Consider the following 19,053-nt stretch of genomic DNA (forward strand, 5'->3'; position numbering starts at 1 on the left):
TTTTGGGTTGTGTACTCCGGTTGCCGCTTTGTTTAAAAATATGGAACCGTCACGGTGGTTTTATCACCTGTTGCCGTATCTAGTATTTCTATTTCCAGACCGCCTAATCCTGGTGTTATTTCTATTTCATAACTACCAACATTGTAATGTCCTTCGTTAAAACCTTCACTAAAATAGTTGCGCATCAGGTTTCGGCTTAACTGGCTCAGTATTTGTCGATTCAGATTCTCTTCAAAGTCCTTGAGTGGATCCCGGGTCGCTCTTTCTGCTGGCTTTGCTTCGTGGGTATTCTGCACTTGTGCTGAACTTAAAAGCCATTGATAGTTCAGATAGTTTCCACCGAATGCCGGATTTACCGGCTGATATACGAAGTTTTGCGCCAATGATGGTCCGGTTGAAACCAAAATCGTTGCGAAAATGGCAAATGCGCGAATCAACTTCCTGGATGGAGATGATGGTTGTGACATAATTGAAATATTATTTAGGTTTTGCAGATTTCGTTTTAAAACAGTCCGGTTCCGCTGAAATCATCGCTTTCAAGCTCTTTTTGAATGAGATCATAATTTATGAAATATGACTCAGCCTGTTGTAAAGCTTTTTCAACGCTTTGTCTTAATTGTTCCTGGTTTGGCCTTACAAAAGATCGGAAAATATACCGATCTTCGACTCTTATCCATATTTGAGTACCCATACCGGGCATGGGTTGCTCTCCTATAAACATATTTACACCTCTTACATTAGATGGGTTTTCCCACTCCGAATCAAACATCCGGAAAAAGTCCCCACCGATTTTTGTAATGGTTTCATCAAAAACAAAATTCATGAACTCAACGGCCTCTATGGAGTTTTCGTTGTTGTTTCCATTCTGATCACTATTACCAGAAAATAATTGTTTCAGAAGTTCAAGTGTTGCATTGTTTTGGATGGAATCATTTTTCTCCTGTGACTCCTGATTCTGACCTGTGGCATTTATGCGCATTGCTGTTATACAAAGCATCGTAAGGTAAAATGCAATCAATTTGGTGGAAACAACTATGTTCATCTCTCTATTAAAATATCCTGACTGTCTGATCTGATATAAATTTCCAAATTTATTTCAGACCAAATGATGAATATTGGTAAACAGCAATTAATTAAGGGTAAACGGTAAAAAATGATTATCGCATTTCCTTGTTGCGAATGGTGTCGCCTGCCACCATTTGATGCTTGTAGTAGATCAGCAATATGGCTTCCCACTTTTCGTCCTTGTTGCAGTTGATGGAACTGTATGACAATTGCGTAACCATTCCGGGTAGTGCAGTAACACTTCCTGCCTGGTTGCTTTGGCTGGTTCCTGAAGAACTCTGTCTTACAACTTTGAGGCGATAATCAAAGGGAAGTTCTAACTCTTCATAATTAATGAGTTTCCCTGTAAAAGTATATTGATCTGAAATCTCTCTGATTTCTATCCACGACTTTATGCGCACAGGAGCTTCCGGACTTCCTTGAGCTGAGAGAGAGATGAGGGATCCGGAAAATGCGACAAAGAAAAGAGACCCCATCATTAATTGTGGATTAATAATGAATTTGAGAAGCATGTTGTTTAGACTTTTGGTTGATCAGGGATAGGCTTTTTGATGCTCAATAATTATTCTCATGCCACTACTGCCGTGTTGGTGAATCTGGTAGGCAGGAGATGTTCCATCTTTTTCGATCTGGATTACTTCGTGGTTGTTCCCTTCCTGGATAATGTCCAGCTTCATTCCATTGCCTTCCAAATCCTGTATGACTCGGTTGTCATTCCCCAGTTGTAAAACCCTGATCAGATTCTCCTCTCCAACCAGAACACCCTGGTAGAAATTAGCATCACCATATTGCAATAGTCCAAAACTGTTGCGATCGCCGGTTTGTTCCCATGTGGCGGTATTGTTATGTCCTTCCTGAATGACAATGCTATGATTATTGGCTGCAGGAATTGCTCCCGGAAATATCAATTGATACTCCTTGTTTTGAATAAACTCATTGATGTTTACAATGGAGCCTTCGCTTTCGGACTGAATTATTCCATTGAGCAAGCCGAGTTGTCGCAATTCAACAACCTCTTCCAGCTGTTCATCTTTTTCGGTTTGCTGGGCAGTTAGCGTGGTTGTAGCTAACATACACATAAGTAGTGTGAAGAAAATCAGAAGTGGATTTTGCATTGTTGAATTATTAAGGAGTTGTTGAATGAATTCCCGCAAGCAATTTTGCTTGCGGGAATCTCTCTTAATTAACGCCCATTATAACAGAAAATTAACATTTCTCTTAAAATTGAGTTTGTACGATTGTTGAACTGTTTCCAAATCCATTTTGAGTGGAAGATGCAAAGTTAGCAACGCCGGTTTGTGTTTGTTTAGCTATGTTAGCTGTACCAAATTGTTCAATTAGTGCCGTATTGCCTGCTCCATCTTGAGTTTGGAATGCTTTGTTGCAATCTCCATTCTGAAGAATTGTAGCTTCATTACCCATACCCCATGCACCGGAATGGTTTTGTGTTTGTTCAGCAAGGTTTCCAGCACCACCCTCTTGGGTAATGGTTGCTACATTTCTGTACTGTCCAACGATAAAACCTAATCCTGAAGTTTGTGTTTGAATAGCTTCGTTATTGGATGATGATGCCAATTGATTAATTGTGGCATTGTTTTTTGCGCCAATCTGAGTTTGTAATGCATAATCATCAGCTCCGCTTTGATTAATTAATGCAACACTGTATGTGCTTCTCATTTGCTGGTTTTGTATTGCTTCGTTACCAGTAGCTCCATCATTTTGGTTTATGGTGGCAAGGTTTCCGGAGCCATCCTGAACCTGAAGAGCTGAATTATTATGTCCTGCCTGCATAATAAATGCAGTATTGAAGCTGTTTTCATAATTCTCAGCATCTCTTAGGTCTTGCTTTTGGATAGCTGTATTTCTGTTCCCTATTTGATCAATTGTTGCATTATTACCTAGTCGCTCCTGATATTGTTCGGCTACGTTTTTAGAACCACTTTGATCAATAGAAGCTTCGTTACCTCCATATAATCGATCAACTACGTTTTGCTCCTGTAAAGCAGAGTTTAAGCTTCCACTTTGATCAATATCAGCAAGATTACCTTCTGCATATTGAGTTTGTGTTGCTACGTTAACATCTCCTGATTGAAATATTATCGCTTCATTGTCTTTTCCATCCTGATATTGTTCTGCTTTATTGTAGTCCCCAGTCTGAGTAATCAAAGCATCGTTTTCCTCACCATGCTGAGTTTGTTTAGCATCATTAACATACCAAAAACTAGGACTTGATTGCTGATTAATGACAGCTATATTTTTATCTCCTTCCTGGTATTGAACAGCAGTGTTTTTACCATGGATATCTTGATTTATGAATGCTTCATTCTCATCACCTTTTTGAGTCTGAGTAGCTCTGTTAAGGATGGTTGCGTCCCCTTCAGTATCCTCATTTGCTCCCTTTTGAATAATTGAAGCCTCATTACCATCTCCTCTCTGATATTGTGTCGCACTGTTTCTCCATCCCAGTTGATCAATAACCGCACTGTTTCCTTGTCCAATCTGCTCTTGCGTGGCTATCACATTCTGAACCCCATATTGTGTAATGGTAGCAGTGTTTACGGCTGGTCCACTTTCGTTGGTTTGCTTTTGATCTGCTACATTGAGTTTTCCGGTTTGAACAACCTCAGCGTTATTGTGCGAACCGTTCTGAGCAGTTGTCGCTTCATTTGATGTTCCCTCTTGGGTATGAGTTGCTTCATTGTTATATTGAGCAAATAGCAATCCTGAGCATAGGAATGTTGCTGCTGTAAATAAAAATAACTTTTTCATGATACTTGAGTTTAAAGTTTAGTAGATGAGTTGCCTCTGGGCAACGAATGAAATAAAATTGTTTTTCGTAGGTTTTGATTGGTTTAAGGCTTTGCTTTTGGGTTTTTCTAGCCAGGTTCGAGTTTTCTGTTGAATTGTTTTTGTCTTTCCATAATTATATTGTTTTGGTGAACAATTATGAATTTATTTACATGAAATTTAGAGCGACTTTACAGCGATTGCATCTTTAATTTGTTAACAACCGAAATCTGTTTGTGAATTGCATTTTTTATTTTTTTTGGAAGATGTTGAGCAATGTGGAAGTTGATATTTAGTGAAAAATTCCGGTTATCCTCAATTTATTATACACATCTTAAACCATTATATCTCTTTGTTTTATGTGTTCTTTAAATTTATTCAGGTAGGTTCTTCCAATGGGAATGTTGGTTGAGTTAATGTGTATGCTTTCCCTGGAAAAAAAATCGATTTTTGAAACCGCCACGATAAATGATTTATGAACCCTTATGAATTCATGACTGTCGAGTTTTTTCCCTAGGTACTTAAGATTTTGATGCGTGATGTGGCTTCTCTCTTTGGTGTGTATTTTGGCATAATTATCTAATGCTTCAATAAAGAGTATTTCTGAAGTTTCTATTTTTATGTTTTTGTACTCAGATTTCACAACAATGTACTCCTGACTGCCATTGATTATTTGTTGTTTTAGCTTTTTATATTCAATGATTTCCCTGGCTTTGCAAACTGCTTGTTGAAATCTCTTAAAACCGTACGGTTTTAAGAGATAGTCTGTGATGTTGAGTTCGAATCCATCAAAAGCATAATGTTTATATGAAGTAGTGAAAATGATCATGCTTTCATTGGAAAACTCCCTTGCAATTGCCAATCCGGAAATCTCCGGCATTCCAATATCAAGAAAAATAATATCCGGTTTATTGTTTTTTAAATGTACCAGCGCATCCCATGGATTGTTAAATGCTTCTGTGAGTTCAATAAAGGAGATTTTTTTGCAGAATTTTTCCAGAATAGATAATGAAAGGTTATCGTCGTCTATGGCGATGCAAATCAAATTCATTTCTCTTTAGCTTTATTGAGTTTTGGCCTGTAATAATTGGTCTGTAGATTGTTTTTCGTCAACGGGTTGATTTATGACGATTTTAAAATCAATCATAAGTTATGGCGAAATTTGACCAGCGTTGGAGAAATAGTTGTTAACTACCGGAAATTGAAGGTGAATAACATTTTCTGAAATGGTTCGATGGGATAGATGATTTGGCGTACTTTTTAGATAGGATGGTTTCGGTTTTTCCAGATTGAGAATGTCTGGATTTAAAGTACATGGTTGATTTTCTCAGTTTTGATTATTGGCAGAACAAGTACGAGATATTTCAAAGAAGAGGGGTGAAGAAAGCATGAATGAGGACTAAAAAAGTCCTCATTCCATAGTGTCGTTCGCATTTATATGGTGTTACTTTACTTTTTCATGAAAATTTTGAGCATATGATCGGCCTATTGGAATTTCCCGTCCATTAATGCGGAGTTGATCACGTGAAAAGTACTCAATTTTTGAAACCGCTACGATGTATGATTTATGTACCCTTACAAAATCTCCATTTAATCTTTTGCTGAAGTGTTTAAGATTTTGAAGCGTCAGGTAATTTCGTTTTGCGGTGTGAATTTTTACATAATTATCAAGGGCTTCAATATATTGTATTTGTGAAAGCTTTAGTTTTATGTTTTTGTACCCCGATTTAATTATCACATGATTGTTGTCTTCAAAGGATAGCTTTTTCAAAGCCTTGAATTCAATACGATCCTTTGCCTTACATACCGCCTGAAAAAACCTTTCAAAATTAAGAGGCTTTAAAAGATAGTCGGCTGCATTCAGTTCAAAACCTTCAAGAGCAAAATCTTTATGGGAAGTGGTAAAAATAATGGTGGTCTTATGATTGTAAATTTCAGCAATTCTAATGCCTGATATCTCAGGCATATTGATGTCCAGAAAAACAATGTCCGGATTTATTCTGTCCAGGTGAGGCAATGCATCTGTAGGGTTTTCATAAGCTCCTCTTAGCCGCAAACTTGGAACTTTTTGGCAATACTTCTTTAAAATTGATAAACAAAGGGGATCATCATCAATGGCAACACATTTCAGTAACATACGCTTTTGGTTTGATAACAGTGAATAATCTCTTTATCAAAATTCTATTAGGTTTAATAGTGGTGGTGATGTTGATTTTTAATAGTTTGTTAATATTTCCTATTAACTAGATATATTAGGTGTATAATAATTTGCTTAAACTGAAAAACTTTCTTAAAAAAGTGTTTCCTCTTATCTAATATCTGATCCCGAGATATTCGGGACCGACGATCTGTTTTTTAATACATAGAATTCCTGTTTCCCGATTTAAATCGGGAAAAATTTAGAGAATCATTTGAATAGTATCTCATCAAATGCTTCAAAAGAAATAGTCTGGTTTTAAATTTAAATTTCGAACTAAATTGTTCTGTTGTCAACTAGATATTTTTTTGATTTGATTAAGTGTGATTTTTAAGTGATGAATTGCCCGTTTTATTTGACAACTGAATATAAGGCGAGTAAGCACGAAAATACTATAATGCTTTTTTCACAACAATTATATAACCTTAACCGTTATTTTCTTGTAGAAATGGATGATGTTGTAATTTTGCAACGTTATATTTTAAGTATGATATTATCTCATAATATTATGCAGAATTAAGAAGGGAAAGAGATGCATTATCAAAGTGGCCTGATTTACCTGATGATTTTTTTAGTTTTAGCCATTGATGTTTTTTTATTCTGGCGATGGAAAAAAGGAGGTTTAAACAGGCATATTCCCGGCCGTACTTTGGCCATTTTACTATTTGCGGTTCTACCGCTGTTTTCAATTGCAGGTTTTATTTACATTGGTTACCGCCTGCCTCATGTTGACAACTCACTTATTTATCGCAATTTTGGATGGATTCTGTTTACTTTTCTAAGTATATACTCTTTTAAACTTATTTACTCTGCTTTTCATGGGGGAGGATTGTTGATTTTTAAAAGATCAAGCGAAGAAAAAGCTAATAAACGCCATTATCCCCGAATTACCCGTCGTAAGTTTTTAAGTCAGGTTGGCATCATCATGGCAACAGCGCCGTTTGTGTCATTGATGTTTGGTGCTTTCAGAGGGCGATTTGCATTTTACACCCGCCATGTCAGACTCTCATTTCCAAACCTGCCGGAGGGTTTCGATGGGGTGAGAATTGCTCATATTTCCGATCTGCATTTGGGCAGTTTTGGTAACAACCGGGAGCCTCTTCGCGAAGCTGTAAAGTTGATTAACGCAGAGCATCCCGATTTGATTCTGTTTACCGGAGATATGGTGAACAATTTTGCCGGAGAAATGGATGGTTGGGAAAGCATCTTCTCAAAACTGAAAGCTCCTATGGGGAAATTCTCAGTGTTGGGAAATCATGATTATGGCAATTACAGCCGATGGCAATCGAAAGCTGAGAAGGCAGCAAACTTTGATGGCATCATTGCAGGTCAGGAACGGATGGGGTTTAAGGTACTCAAAAATGAGTCGGTCATTCTTACACGCAACGGTGATTCAATCGGATTAGGCGGTGTGGAAAATTGGGGGACTGCCTCATATCCCAGAAATGGAGATTTGGATAAAACATCACAAGATATTAAAGGACAATCTTTTAGTGTGCTGATGTCTCACGATCCTGACCATTGGGATCAGAAAGTTCTGAAACATGGCCGGTTTGATTTAACTTTATCTGGCCATACCCATGGAATGCAATTTGGGATAGAACGGGGAGATTTCCGCTGGAGTCCTGCACAGTATGTTCAAAAAAGATGGGCCGGACTTTATCAGGAGGACGATAAGTTCTTGTATGTAAATCGCGGTTTGGGATATCACGGATTGCCGGCTCGCGTAGGTATGCCGCCAGAAATTACTATTATTGAATTGAGTCGGGGTGCATCGGGCACTGAACCCATGTAGTGGTGTTTCATGCTGAATTCCATTTTATCCATATTGGTTATCTGGTTGAATGATTAGATTTTGGCAATCAGGGTTTCTGTTATGCTGCAATCACTCTGTCTTAAGTTTTATCTTCTACCATTTGTTTTAAAAATTCAGGGAGCTTGCAATTTTTAATAAAAAGTGCTTATTTTGATAACGGCATTAATTAATAAAACACCATTTTAATGGTGTTTTTTGTTTTATCTCTAATCCTTTTCAAAATGAAACTCATTTCTAAGAATTTACTAACTGTTTTAGGCTGTTTCTTTGCCTTTTCTTCACTTACTGCTCAAAATCTTGCAGAAATACCCGTTCCGTTAGACCCAATGGTGCGAACAGGCACATTGCAGAACGGTCTCACATATTACATTCGCTATAACGAAGAGCCACAAGATAGAGCCAGTTTCTATATTGTTCAAAATGTGGGAGCACTTTTGGAAGAGGATCATCAAAATGGGTTGGCTCATTTTCTGGAGCACATGGCTTTTAATGGCACAGAAAATTTTGAAGGGAAGGGAATTCTCAATACGCTCGAACGTCATGGAGTGGCTTTTGGTCGTAACATCAATGCATTTACCTCTTTTAATGAAACTGTATATAACATCAGTGATGTGCCGGTTAATCGTCCCGGTATTCTTGATACCTGTCTGTTGATTCTTTATGATTGGAGCAACGGACTATTGCTTACCGACGAAGAAATTGAACTGGAGCGAGGCGTGATTCTTGAAGAGTGGCGAACCAGAAGGAACTCCAATGTCAGGATGAGAGATCAATGGTTCCCGGTTTTATTTGAAGGGTCGATGTATGCAGTTCGTGATGTTATTGGCGACACAACGGTAATTAAATATCATGACCCTGAAGTACTCAGACAGTTTTATCATGATTGGTATCGAACCGACTTGCAGGCCATTATTATGGTTGGTCAATTTGATGTGGATGAAATGGAGGAAAAAGTTATTGAACTTTTTTCAAAAATTCCAGCAGTAGAAAATGCCATGGAACGACCGTTTTTTGAAATCCCAGAGCGGGAAGGCACCGCATTTGTTGTGGCCACCGATAGAGAAGCCACTCAAACGAGCATCACCATTTATATCCCGAGAAGAAACTTGGATTTGCAAAATAAAACTCTTGAAAATTTGAGGTCCGGATACATACGCTCTCTGTATAACTCAATGACAAGTGCTCGAATTCAGGAACTATTGCAACAGGGAACACCTCCTTTTATAAATGGTTACACACAGGCTGGTGGTTTTATGAGGGGTTACGATTCTTATGCTATTGGGGTTACTGCGAATCCCGGAGAAGCAGAAAAGGCTCTTGAAGCCATAATGATTGAAACAGAGCGTGTTTTAAGGCATGGGTTTACCGAAAATGAGTTGGCAAGAGCCAAATCCAATATTCTCACAAACCTGGAGAGTAGGTATAATGACAGGGGGAAGATTCGAAATGATGTATTTGCACGACAATTGCAGAATCATTACCTGATTAATGCTGTAGTTCCAGGCATTGAGTTTGAGTATGAATTTGCCAATCAGGTAATTCCCGGAATCACTGTTGAAGAAGTTTCTGCAATAGCGCGGGAGTGGATACGCGAAGATAACCGAACCATTGTTGTGACTGGTCCTGATAATATAGAACACATAACAGAGGCAAGCGCCCTATCTATAATGGATGGTGTTAAACTTGCCGAAATTGCACCATATGAGGATCGCTTGCTCGCTGAGAGCCTTATTGAAGAGGGCTTGCCCGGATCCTCAATTGAGAAAACTGTAATTCTTGAAGATTTTGATGCCGTGGAATGGACGCTTTCAAATGGTGTTCGTGTGGTGTACCGACATGCTGATTATGAAAAGGATAATGTGTTGTTGTCCGCCTATAGCCCGGGTGGCTCTTCTGTTAAGGGAAATGATTTTGTGCCATCAATTACGCTTTTTAACGAGCTGATAACCAGTTATGGTGTAGGTGATTTTGATGCCGTTTCATTGCAACAGATGCTATCCGGGAAACGGGTTTCGGTGCGCCCCATGGTTTATGATTTTTCGGAAACCATAAGTGGCAATGCCGCGCCACGCGATTTTGAAACCATGATGCAACTGGTTTATCTCTATTTTGAGCAGCCAAGATTCGATGAGGAAGCACATAATGCATTGATGTCGCGCTATGTTTCGTTTGTATCCAATATGCAGAATGAGCCTCGCAAAATAATGAGTGATTCTATCACATTATTATTGTCAGATTTTCATCCCAGAGTGAGAAACTTAGATGTTTCATTGATTAATGAGGTCTGTTTTGAGCAGATTAGAGCGATTTATCAGGATAGGATTCAAGATGCTTCTGATTTTGTTTTCTTTATCGTTGGTAATATGGATGAAGATGTTGTCAGGTTAATGTCGAAGCAATATCTGGGTTCCTTAACCAGCACCGGCCGTGAAGAGACATGGGTTGACCATGGCATAAGGTTTCCTCAAGGCCAACAGAAAAAGCAAATTGAAATACCATTGGAAATACCCAAAGCCAATGTAAATGTGTTCTATTCACGGGAAATGGACTACAGTCCTGAAAATTTGATGTATCTGCGCGTGTTGAGAGGAATCCTTAATTTGAGATACATTGAGACCATTCGTGAAGACGAGGGAGGCACTTACGGAGTTTCTGTTGGCTGGTCGATGAACCGTAAACCGGTTCAAACGGGAGGGATACAGATGAGGTTCGAAACAGACCCTGAAAGAGTTGACCATCTGAAACCAATTCTTTACAGAGAGATTGAGAAAATCATTGCAGAGGGTCCCACGCAGGATGACTTCCAAAAAACCATTGAGAACATTTTGAAGGACAGAGAGCAGGCACGCCGGCACAATTCGTTTTGGCTTAATTCGATTTATAACTTCTATAGAGAAGGGGTTAATCATGCGGATGAAGAGAACTTTGAAGAGATTGCCCGTAACATGACTTTGGATGATATACATCAGTTTGTTATAGAGTTTTTTAATGAAGCTGATTTGATGGATATACTATTTCTGCCACAGGCAGAAATAGTATCTGCTAATTAATTCTAATCAGTTCACCAAAAAACTATTAAAGCCCGTTCTCAGAATAAATTCATGGAAAGGTTCATTGTCGAAACTTCTTATTCCAAACCGGTATCCTAAACTAAAAGGAAGAACAAAGCGGAAAAAATGAGTGTCGGCGTGTAATTCGGTTCCATAGGAAGAGAAGTTGCGTTGGTTTTTCGTGATTTCACCGGTTTGGGCATCGGTCAATGAATAGTTGACAATGGCTGCATCGTAAAACAGGTTTAATCTCAGCCGTTTAATGTATGCAAACGCCCCCATTGAAACATCAGGATTCCAGAGTGGCAGCATGTAGGTGTTTCGCATAACATACATTTCATCGTTGTAAATGGATGAGTAGCCTCGCGGATAACCCAGCACATCGTTGTATCTGAAATAACGGACGAAATCGTCACCATTTCCGGATTCTTCTCCGTTATTTTTTATCTGATAGTTGTTGTCGATGGCAATAGCGTGGTGTTGCATTATGCCCGGGAAATACAGCCTGGAGAACAGGCCAAAAATATTTCCTCTGTCCAGGTCACCATGGATTGAATGCCTGTAAACTCCTTGAATTACCTGACCCATGCGAGGTGCAACATCACGGGATGCACCGCGTCTGATGTTTTGAAAATAGAGACTGTACTCCATGCTGTAAAAATCATAACCGCGACGTGTCTCTTGTTTGGTAACTCCTGTCGGAATAAGCTGATTGGCTTGCAAAATATATTGCGTCATAGGGAAGCTGATGCCGGTCTGTTTTTGCCATGAGAGGGTGACTTCAGGCGATAAAAACCTGCTGTAATTTCCTCTGCTAAGGTTCAGCGGCACCTGCATTCCTAACTCAATTCTGGTATGGTTTATTTGCTGGTCGGTATCAATAAAATATATTTCATCATCTAATTGATAAAATCCACTGCGTTCAAATTGAGATTCACCTGCTCTGATTCCCAGTTTCAGCACTGGAAACCAGGCACGATAAATCATTTGAAGGTGATATTTTTCGTGCGATTGAGACGGATCGGCATTATATCCTGCCGAAAAGATTGCTGTACCAAGTAGATTTTGTGACATTACAGAAACGCCGGTATGAACCTCACTGCGGTCGAAATCTGCATAAACCGGAGCCCAGCTGTGGACGTTAAACAGGTTCCATTTGCTGTATTTTTCAACTTCATATTCGGTGTTTGGGACAGGCGTCGGTGTGGTATCTTTCTGTACTATGATGCTGTCAATGAGGTTGTCGATGAATGAATTGGTCTCTGTTGTCGCTTTTTTCGATGGGTTGTCATTGTATAGCGCCAAAGAAAACCCGCGACTGTTATATTGGCTGTAAACTATTTGATTGCTTTTTGAAACGGCAGGGAACATCGCCCCAAATCTGGATGAAGTCAACTGTTTTTTTTGGCCTGTTTGGATGTTGATGGAGAATATTTCATCACTGATTGCACCTTTGGCATTGTACCAGATGGTGTCTCCGCTTTGTGCCGGATGTCTGATTTCATCAAACCCCGGTGAGGTAATCTGTCGCCACGTTTCTGATTCAGGGTTTAGTGTATAAATTGCTTTCCCCCCCGGGGAAAGCAATACGCAAACAATGTTTTCTCCATTCAGATTCCATGATGGTGTGAGCGGAAAGTAGTTTTCCGGAGTTGAAATTTCTTTTAATTTCTCACCTGTTTTACCATCAATCAAGGTGATGAAAAACCTGTAATCGGGTGTTGATTCAACAACGGCTATTCTATCTTCTAAGGGATGCAAGGCAGGTGCAAAGAAATTGGTTTTTTGAGTAATGGTTGAGGTTTTTCCCGTTTCCAGATGATGGGTTCTGATGACCGACCATGATTCATTTTCCCATCGCGGATGGTACACCAGTTCACTCCATGCCACAAGGTTGCTGTTGGCCGATATGGGTTCAGCTTCACGTATTCCCGTGTAAACAAGAGTTTCAGTTTGTCCGGTATGCAGATTCACTGAAACTATTTGCGAACGCAACGCCGGCCCGCGCAGCTCTGCAACCACCATTGAGTCAGAGATGAATTGCGGATGTGTGTAGCGAAGATAATCGGTGTGCAAAGCAGACACAGAGTCATACCGCGTAAAATTTTGTGCAGCTATTTCATTTTCCCATTCACGGGTTAATTGCTCAAACATGTTGTTGTAAAGCCGTTTTTGATTCAAACCGGTATGTTGGCGTATGGCACGATTAAAGGGGGTCAGCATCCAGCTGTTTCTACCGCTGTTTCTAATGGTTTTTTCCCAGAGCTCGGCGCCATAAGTCTGCCTTGCCATAGCAGTGAGCGGGTAACCCATTTTGTAATAATCAGGCACATGGTCTCTGAATGAACCCATATATGCCTTATCGTAGCTGAATTTTCCTTTTTCAACCAGCTGCGCTTTCAGCTCACGGTTAAACTCGAAAGAACGGCCACGCCCACTGTTTGTAAGGGCTGTTTCAGCAATGATGGCATCACCCTCCAAAAACCACATGGGTAAATACATTCCCAACACTCCGCCCACAGCCTGTTGACCGGTAAAATAGCTTAAAATTCGAGTGAAACCCTGGTTGAGTTTGTCAATCTGCACAACATGCCTGTATTCGTGAATGGCTAAATGTTCAAGCCAATCAGTTGAGCCGATGTTTTGATGGGGAGTTGAAAAGAATTCAGTTCGCCGGGGAGCCCACGAAACAAAACCATTTGAATATACTGTATGATTGTGAATGAGCACATCAACCCTTCGGGGTTGATGTTTCAACGTTCCTGAAATATGCGGAGCCATGCTGTCGATGAAAGCCGCCAGCCGTAACGCTTCTTTTTCTAAGCTCTCCTCAAAAACAATGCGAATCGCCGGTGTTTTTATCTGGTTCCATCTGAGTCTTGCAGGGTCTGAACCTGATGAGTAATACTGCGACAATACCGAAAAACTTAATACCAGAAGGACAAAAATGGCAGTATATCTCATTGGAGTGGTTTCTTATTCAGTTTATATTGTGTCAAATATAACAATAGATGATTAAATTTTGGGTGTGGATGAAGTTGGATGTTAATCATCACATCTAAAATTGTCCATTTTTCTATACTGAAAACAATCGGGTTTCGCCGATTGTTTAAGCCATATATATTAGTTTGATTAATCTGTTTTGTTGAACAATGGAAAATTAATCTCAAAAATATCATATTTTTACCTCGATGTTTTTTTTAGTGGTTTTGAAGGGAAGAAATTCAGGATGGATAAACACAGGTTTGTAATATACCAGTTGTTGCCACGTTTGTTTGGTAACACAAAGAGTGTCAATGTTCCCAATGGAAACATTGACCAAAATGGATGCGGAAAATTTAATGATATCAGCAAGGAAGCGTTGATTTCTATTGCCGGATTGGGTGCCACGCATGTATGGTACACCGGAGTGATTGAGCATGCCACATGCAGTGATTTCTCCAAATATGGTATTGCAGCTGATTCCCCCGATGTGGTTAAGGGACAGGCCGGGTCTCCTTACGCCATAAAGGATTATTACGATGTAGCTCCTGATTTAGCCGTTGATGTAAACAACCGAATGGCTGAATTTGAAAACCTCATTACAAGAACACATGCTGCAGGTTTAAAGGTGATTATTGATTTAGTGCCCAATCACGTAGCAAGAAATTACAACTCCGATGCAGCACCAAAAGGCATTGAGCCTTTTGGGAAAAAAGATAATAAAAAGGTCTCTTTCGCAAAAGACAACAACTACTACTATTTACCCGGTACCACATTCAAACCTCCTTTGCAGATTTCCAACGAAAAACCATGGAAAGAAACACCTGCCAGAGCTACCGGAAATGATTGCTTTTCGCCGACTCCATCGGTAAACGACTGGTACGAAACGGTGAAACTGAATTACGGAGTGGATTATCCGGGAGATACTCAGGTTGATTTTGAGCCCGAACCGGACACCTGGAAAAAAATGCTCGACATCGTACTTTATTGGTCTCAAAAAGGGGTGGATGGATTCAGGTGTGACATGGCCGGGATGGTTCCCGTTGAGTTTTGGCGCTGGATGATTGGTGAGGTACGCTCTAAGTTTCCGGAGATGCTTTTCATCGCCGAAATTTATGAGGCTGACAGGTATCAGGATTATATTTTTAAAGGAGGATTTGATTTTCTGTACGATAAAGTGGTGCTTTACGATGCTTTGCGTGATGTCATGGAGGGAAAGGTTCCGGCATCCGGGTTGACAGATTGTTGGCAAAAAACTGACGGGCTGCATCATTTTCTTCTCTATTTTTTGGAAAATCATGATGAGCAGAGACTTTCCAGTGACTTTTTTATGACCGTAGGTCATAAAGCCATTCCCGGAATGACTGTGGCCGCCACCATGTTTAATAACCCTTTGCTCATCTATTTTGGTCAGGAACTTGGCGAGAGAGGAATGGATGAAGAGGGTTTCAGTGGTCGGGACGGACGTACCACCATTTTTGATTACTGGAGTCTGAAATTAATTCAAAATTGGCGTTCAAATGGCGATTGGACGGGTGCGGATTTGCCAAAAGCGGCCGCTGAATTACGCAGTTTTTATCAAAAACTGCTAACCATTATCCATCAAAAACCTGCATTTTACAAAGGTCGCTTCTATGATTTGATGTGGGTGAACAGACATGAATCATTCTGCCACGACAAAATTTATGCATTTATGCGATATGAAGGAGGCCATTGTTTTCTCATATTGGCCAATTTCTCAGACAAACAGCAATCCTATAAACTGAAAATCCCTTTGGATGCCATGGATACTTGTGGCATGGAGAAAGAACTGTTCTATAATGGGATTGACTTGCTTGGATTTAACCGTCCACTTCAATTTCCTGCCGCTGTTGCTTTAAATGGAGGGATAGGAGGTCGTTTGGAGCCCTATACAGCCTCAATTTACGAGTTAAAGGGGTATGTATTGGATTGATTATTCTGGTTCGATTCTGACCAGGAACTATTTACATTCACTCGTTTTGTTTGTATATTATAGAAGTTATCATTTACTAAACTTCTAAACACACAAAAAATGGGGAAAATTAATTTCACTTTTAACATTGCCCTGGATGAGCAGGAATTTGTGAGGGTTGACGACTATATTTTTACCACCAGGGAAACTTTAAGGAGGGAAGAACCAAAGGTTCAACTGATTTGTGAGAAATTTCTTTCTACGCTTAAAGAGTTTGAAGGACAGCTTACCATGAAAATAGTTGAAGAGTACCTTCTTTTATCAAGAGCTTTAGACCAAACCTGCAGTTTTGAGAACAATTGGGACGATAAAAAAATCCTCACCGAATTAATCAATGGAGCAGACCACCCGGTTAGCTGGTACGCACGTAATTGTAAAATGGCTTGTGTTTGATTAATCTGATTTTTGCTCAGTAAGTTCCTGATATTTTATATTTTTGTACAACATCTGTTCAAAAGGGTTTTTTAAAGCTCTTTTAAACAGATGTTGTATTGTTAAATGATATTCAATTCAATAAGAATATGATAGAAAGTTCGCAGGTGATAATCGAAGATGTGGTGGTTCACCACATCGGAGCTAAAGCTGAAGGTCAGCCGGTTCGATATTCAAAAAATGCGCTTAAACTTCAGGATGAAGAGTTGGTTGGCAACGTTCTGAAAAGTTATTTTTTTAACGCCTTTAAAACCGAAGCTTATTTTAATTTTATTGGAGCAGAGGAAGGTGCAGCCGGAAAGGTATATCAGTTAGCCTGTGAGGTTTTTGACGATTCTTCGTTGTTTTACAATACGTCTCTTCAATTTGCCGAATTTTTGCACGAACAAAGCAATCATCCAAAAATAAGAGGTGGCGAGTTTTACCTGGCTCTGTTTCGCAATTGCGTGGTGGATGGGGAGGTTGTGGATGGCTTAGGACTATTTAAATCTGAAAATAAGGAAACGTTCCTGAAGGTATATCTCAAAGAGCAAAATTTTGAGTTGGGAACCCAGGAGGGAATCAACATCCGAAAGCTCGACAAAGGGTGTATTATTTTTAATACCGAACGCGAACAGGGTTTCAAGTGTGTAATGGTTGATAACATCAACAAAGGAAATGAGGCTCGTTTCTGGAAGGAGGATTTTCTGGGGTTGCAACCACGTGAGGACAGCTACTATTTTACACAAAACTACATGGATGCCTGCAAAGGGTTTGTGAAGGATGTTTATAACAATGAAAACCAGGTTTCCCGCCCTGAGCAGTTCGACTTTCTGAATCGTTCACTGGACTTTTTCGATAATAAACCCAATTTTAAACAGGAGGATTTTGAGAGGGAAGTGGTTCGCTTTCCCGAAGTTTCTGAAGCATTTGCCGATTATCGTCAGCAATTCGAACAGGATAGGGGTATTCCCTTAAACGACAGTTTTGATATATCAAAAAGCGCTGTTAAAAGTGAGAAGAAACACTTTAAATCGGTACTCAAACTGGACAAGAATTTCCATGTTTACGTGCATGGAAAACGCGATTACATAGAAAAAGGATTCGATTCCCAAAAGGGGATGAATTATTATAAACTCTTTTTTGAACAGGAGTTGTGATGCATTCCCGTTTTCCTGCAGAGTTCATACAAAGAATCAACCAGCAATTTGGAGATGATGCCAATGCTTTTCTGGGCGCTCTCTCCAACGATGTTGTAACGTCGGTACGTTACAACCCCAACAAAATGCAGGCATCTTACGAATTGGGAGCAGAGCCTGTTCCATGGTGTAAAGATGGGGTTTATCTCTCTGAAAAACCAGTTTTCACTCTCGACCCTCTTTTTCATGCAGGATGTTATTATCCTCAGGAGGCTTCGAGCATGATTCTCGATTGGGTTTTGCAAAACCTTACAGATTTGCCTGAACATCCGCATGTTCTTGATTTATGTGGTGCGCCGGGAGGTAAAAGCACACTGATGGCCTCTTTTCTTGCAGGGAAAGGTGTTTTGGTGGCCAATGAAGTCATAAAAAGCAGAGCCAATGTGTTGGCAGAGAATCTGATGAAATGGGGTTATTCAAACTGTGTGGTAACCCGAAACGACCCTTCGGATTTTAGCCGTTTACCATCACATTTTGATGTGATGGTGGTAGATGCACCATGTTCCGGTGAGGGGATGTTCAGAAAAGATGAACGTGCCATTGAAGAGTGGAGCCAAGGCAATGTCGCGATGTGTGCATCGCGTCAAAGGCGAATATTGGCCGACGCATGGCCGGCTCTCAAGCCTGGTGGTTACCTGGTTTATAGTACTTGTACCTTTAATCCGGATGAAAATGAGGAGAACATCAGGTGGCTGTGCGAAGGAAACAGAGCTGATATCATTTCATTAAATGCACCAAATGATTGGTGCATTTCTTCGGTAAAGATTGCCAATGGCGAAGCATTGGCATTTTATCCCCACAAATCGAAAGGGGAGGGTTTGTTTGTCGCTCTATTGAGAAAAAATGATGAAGATTCTACAATATCCTTTCCAAAAAAGATTAAAAACAAAGAGAAAAACAAAGCACCCGGTGCTTTGACGCAGTGCTTTAAAAATGCCCCAGCTTTTTTCTTCTCTGAAGAAGCAAACGGTTGGAGAGCTTTTCCGGCTGAGTTTAAAAATGACCTCTTTCAGTATCAGAAGAATTTGTCAGTATTGAGATATGGAGTAGAAGCCGGTCAGGTTATCAGGAACCGCTATCAGCCGTCACATGAATTGGCGATGAGTGTCGATTTGCAACCCGAATCCTTTGTTACCTGTAATTTGTCGCTCAAGGATGCATTGAAATACCTGAAAGGTGAGGTTCTGGTGCCGTCGACAGGATTGGAGACTGGCTTTGTTCTGATGAATTACAATGGGGCTCCGCTTGGTTTTGCAAAGAACATTGGCACCCGGATGAATAATCTGTATCCATCATCGCTGAGGATTCGTATGGCATTGCCGGACTAAAGGTTTAGGTAATATTGTTCTATCGATTTTAATTATAACGAGTCTATTGTTCTTAAATTCTAATAATCTCATCATCTGTTCTAACTTTTAATGTATACATTTGCGCCGCTGAAAAGGGTTTTGTAGCTTTATTCTTTCTTATTTAAAGTGATATAAGGTTGTTAATCTTTTTTTTGTCCGTATGATAATCAGGTGTTTATGAATTTTGCAAACGTAGAGTTCAAT

Annotated in this window: 14 protein-coding genes; 6 read left to right on the forward strand and 8 right to left on the reverse strand. The window is 39.9% G+C overall.

Translation table 11 applies throughout. The features are described from left to right. Positions 1 to 32: 32 nt before the first annotated feature. The 7 genes from EV194_RS04750 to EV194_RS04780 all read right to left on the reverse strand — a co-directional run bounded on the left by EV194_RS04750 (position 33) and on the right by EV194_RS04780 (position 5,989). Positions 33 to 467 carry a curli production assembly/transport component CsgF gene (locus EV194_RS04750; protein ID WP_132432607.1) on the reverse strand — a complete coding sequence of 145 codons (435 nt, stop codon included), beginning with the start codon at positions 465 to 467 and terminating at the stop codon, positions 33 to 35. 35 nt (positions 468 to 502) lie between these two features. After that, entirely contained in the window at positions 503 to 1,042 is a 540-nt protein-coding gene (locus EV194_RS04755; RefSeq protein ID WP_132432609.1) for a CsgE family curli-type amyloid fiber assembly protein, read from the reverse strand. 115 nt (positions 1,043 to 1,157) lie between these two features. After that, the gene (locus tag EV194_RS04760; protein WP_132432610.1) at positions 1,158 to 1,577 is read right to left on the reverse strand and encodes a hypothetical protein; all 420 of its coding nucleotides are present in this window, start codon (positions 1,575 to 1,577) and stop codon (positions 1,158 to 1,160) included. A gap of 21 nt (positions 1,578 to 1,598) precedes the next feature. Beyond that, positions 1,599 to 2,180 (reverse strand): hypothetical protein, encoded by a 582-nt coding sequence (locus EV194_RS04765; RefSeq protein ID WP_132432612.1) that lies wholly within the window; start codon positions 2,178 to 2,180, stop codon positions 1,599 to 1,601. Between the two features lie 103 nt (positions 2,181 to 2,283). Then, positions 2,284 to 3,834, reverse strand: coding sequence for a hypothetical protein (locus EV194_RS04770; RefSeq protein WP_132432614.1), 1,551 nt, complete (start codon positions 3,832 to 3,834; stop codon positions 2,284 to 2,286). Between the two features lie 352 nt (positions 3,835 to 4,186). Then, positions 4,187 to 4,903 (reverse strand): LytR/AlgR family response regulator transcription factor, encoded by a 717-nt coding sequence (locus tag EV194_RS04775; protein ID WP_132432616.1) that lies wholly within the window; start codon positions 4,901 to 4,903, stop codon positions 4,187 to 4,189. A 393-nt stretch (positions 4,904 to 5,296) separates the two neighbouring features. Further along, positions 5,297 to 5,989, reverse strand: a complete 693-nt coding sequence (locus EV194_RS04780) for a LytR/AlgR family response regulator transcription factor (RefSeq protein ID WP_132432618.1) — start codon at positions 5,987 to 5,989, stop codon at positions 5,297 to 5,299. A 592-nt stretch (positions 5,990 to 6,581) separates the two neighbouring features. On the opposite strand from EV194_RS04780, the gene EV194_RS04785 reads away from it, so the two are divergent. Together EV194_RS04785 and EV194_RS04790 are read left to right on the forward strand one after the other, a co-directional pair. Beyond that, a complete protein-coding gene (locus EV194_RS04785) occupies positions 6,582 to 7,844 on the forward strand; it encodes a metallophosphoesterase (RefSeq protein WP_132432619.1) in 1,263 nt (420 codons plus the stop codon). 242 nt (positions 7,845 to 8,086) lie between these two features. Then, a complete protein-coding gene (locus tag EV194_RS04790) occupies positions 8,087 to 10,915 on the forward strand; it encodes a M16 family metallopeptidase (RefSeq protein ID WP_165921800.1) in 2,829 nt (942 codons plus the stop codon). Positions 10,916 to 10,921: 6 nt separating this feature from the next. Here EV194_RS04790 and EV194_RS04795 read toward each other — a convergent pair whose 3' ends face one another. Further along, positions 10,922 to 13,879, reverse strand: coding sequence for a TolB family protein (locus EV194_RS04795; protein WP_132432622.1), 2,958 nt, complete (start codon positions 13,877 to 13,879; stop codon positions 10,922 to 10,924). A 181-nt stretch (positions 13,880 to 14,060) separates the two neighbouring features. Between EV194_RS04795 and EV194_RS04800 the strand changes: the two genes are divergently transcribed. The 4 genes from EV194_RS04800 to EV194_RS04815 all read left to right on the forward strand — a co-directional run bounded on the left by EV194_RS04800 (position 14,061) and on the right by EV194_RS04815 (position 18,828). Beyond that, a complete protein-coding gene (locus EV194_RS04800) occupies positions 14,061 to 15,851 on the forward strand; it encodes an alpha-amylase family protein (protein ID WP_243699330.1) in 1,791 nt (596 codons plus the stop codon). Positions 15,852 to 15,950: 99 nt separating this feature from the next. Continuing rightward, positions 15,951 to 16,283 (forward strand): hypothetical protein, encoded by a 333-nt coding sequence (locus EV194_RS04805; protein ID WP_132432625.1) that lies wholly within the window; start codon positions 15,951 to 15,953, stop codon positions 16,281 to 16,283. Positions 16,284 to 16,411: 128 nt separating this feature from the next. Beyond that, positions 16,412 to 17,461: a nucleoid-associated protein gene (locus EV194_RS04810; RefSeq protein WP_132432627.1), complete on the forward strand. Its 1,050-nt coding sequence runs from the start codon at positions 16,412 to 16,414 to the stop codon at positions 17,459 to 17,461. Further along, positions 17,461 to 18,828 (forward strand): methyltransferase RsmF C-terminal domain-like protein, encoded by a 1,368-nt coding sequence (locus EV194_RS04815; protein ID WP_132432628.1) that lies wholly within the window; start codon positions 17,461 to 17,463, stop codon positions 18,826 to 18,828. Before EV194_RS04810 ends, EV194_RS04815 begins: the two co-directional genes overlap by 1 nt. Positions 18,829 to 19,053 lie beyond the last annotated feature (225 nt).

The organism is Natronoflexus pectinivorans (genome assembly GCF_004345615.1).
Classification (GTDB): Bacteria; Bacteroidota; Bacteroidia; order Bacteroidales; family Marinilabiliaceae; genus Natronoflexus; species Natronoflexus pectinivorans.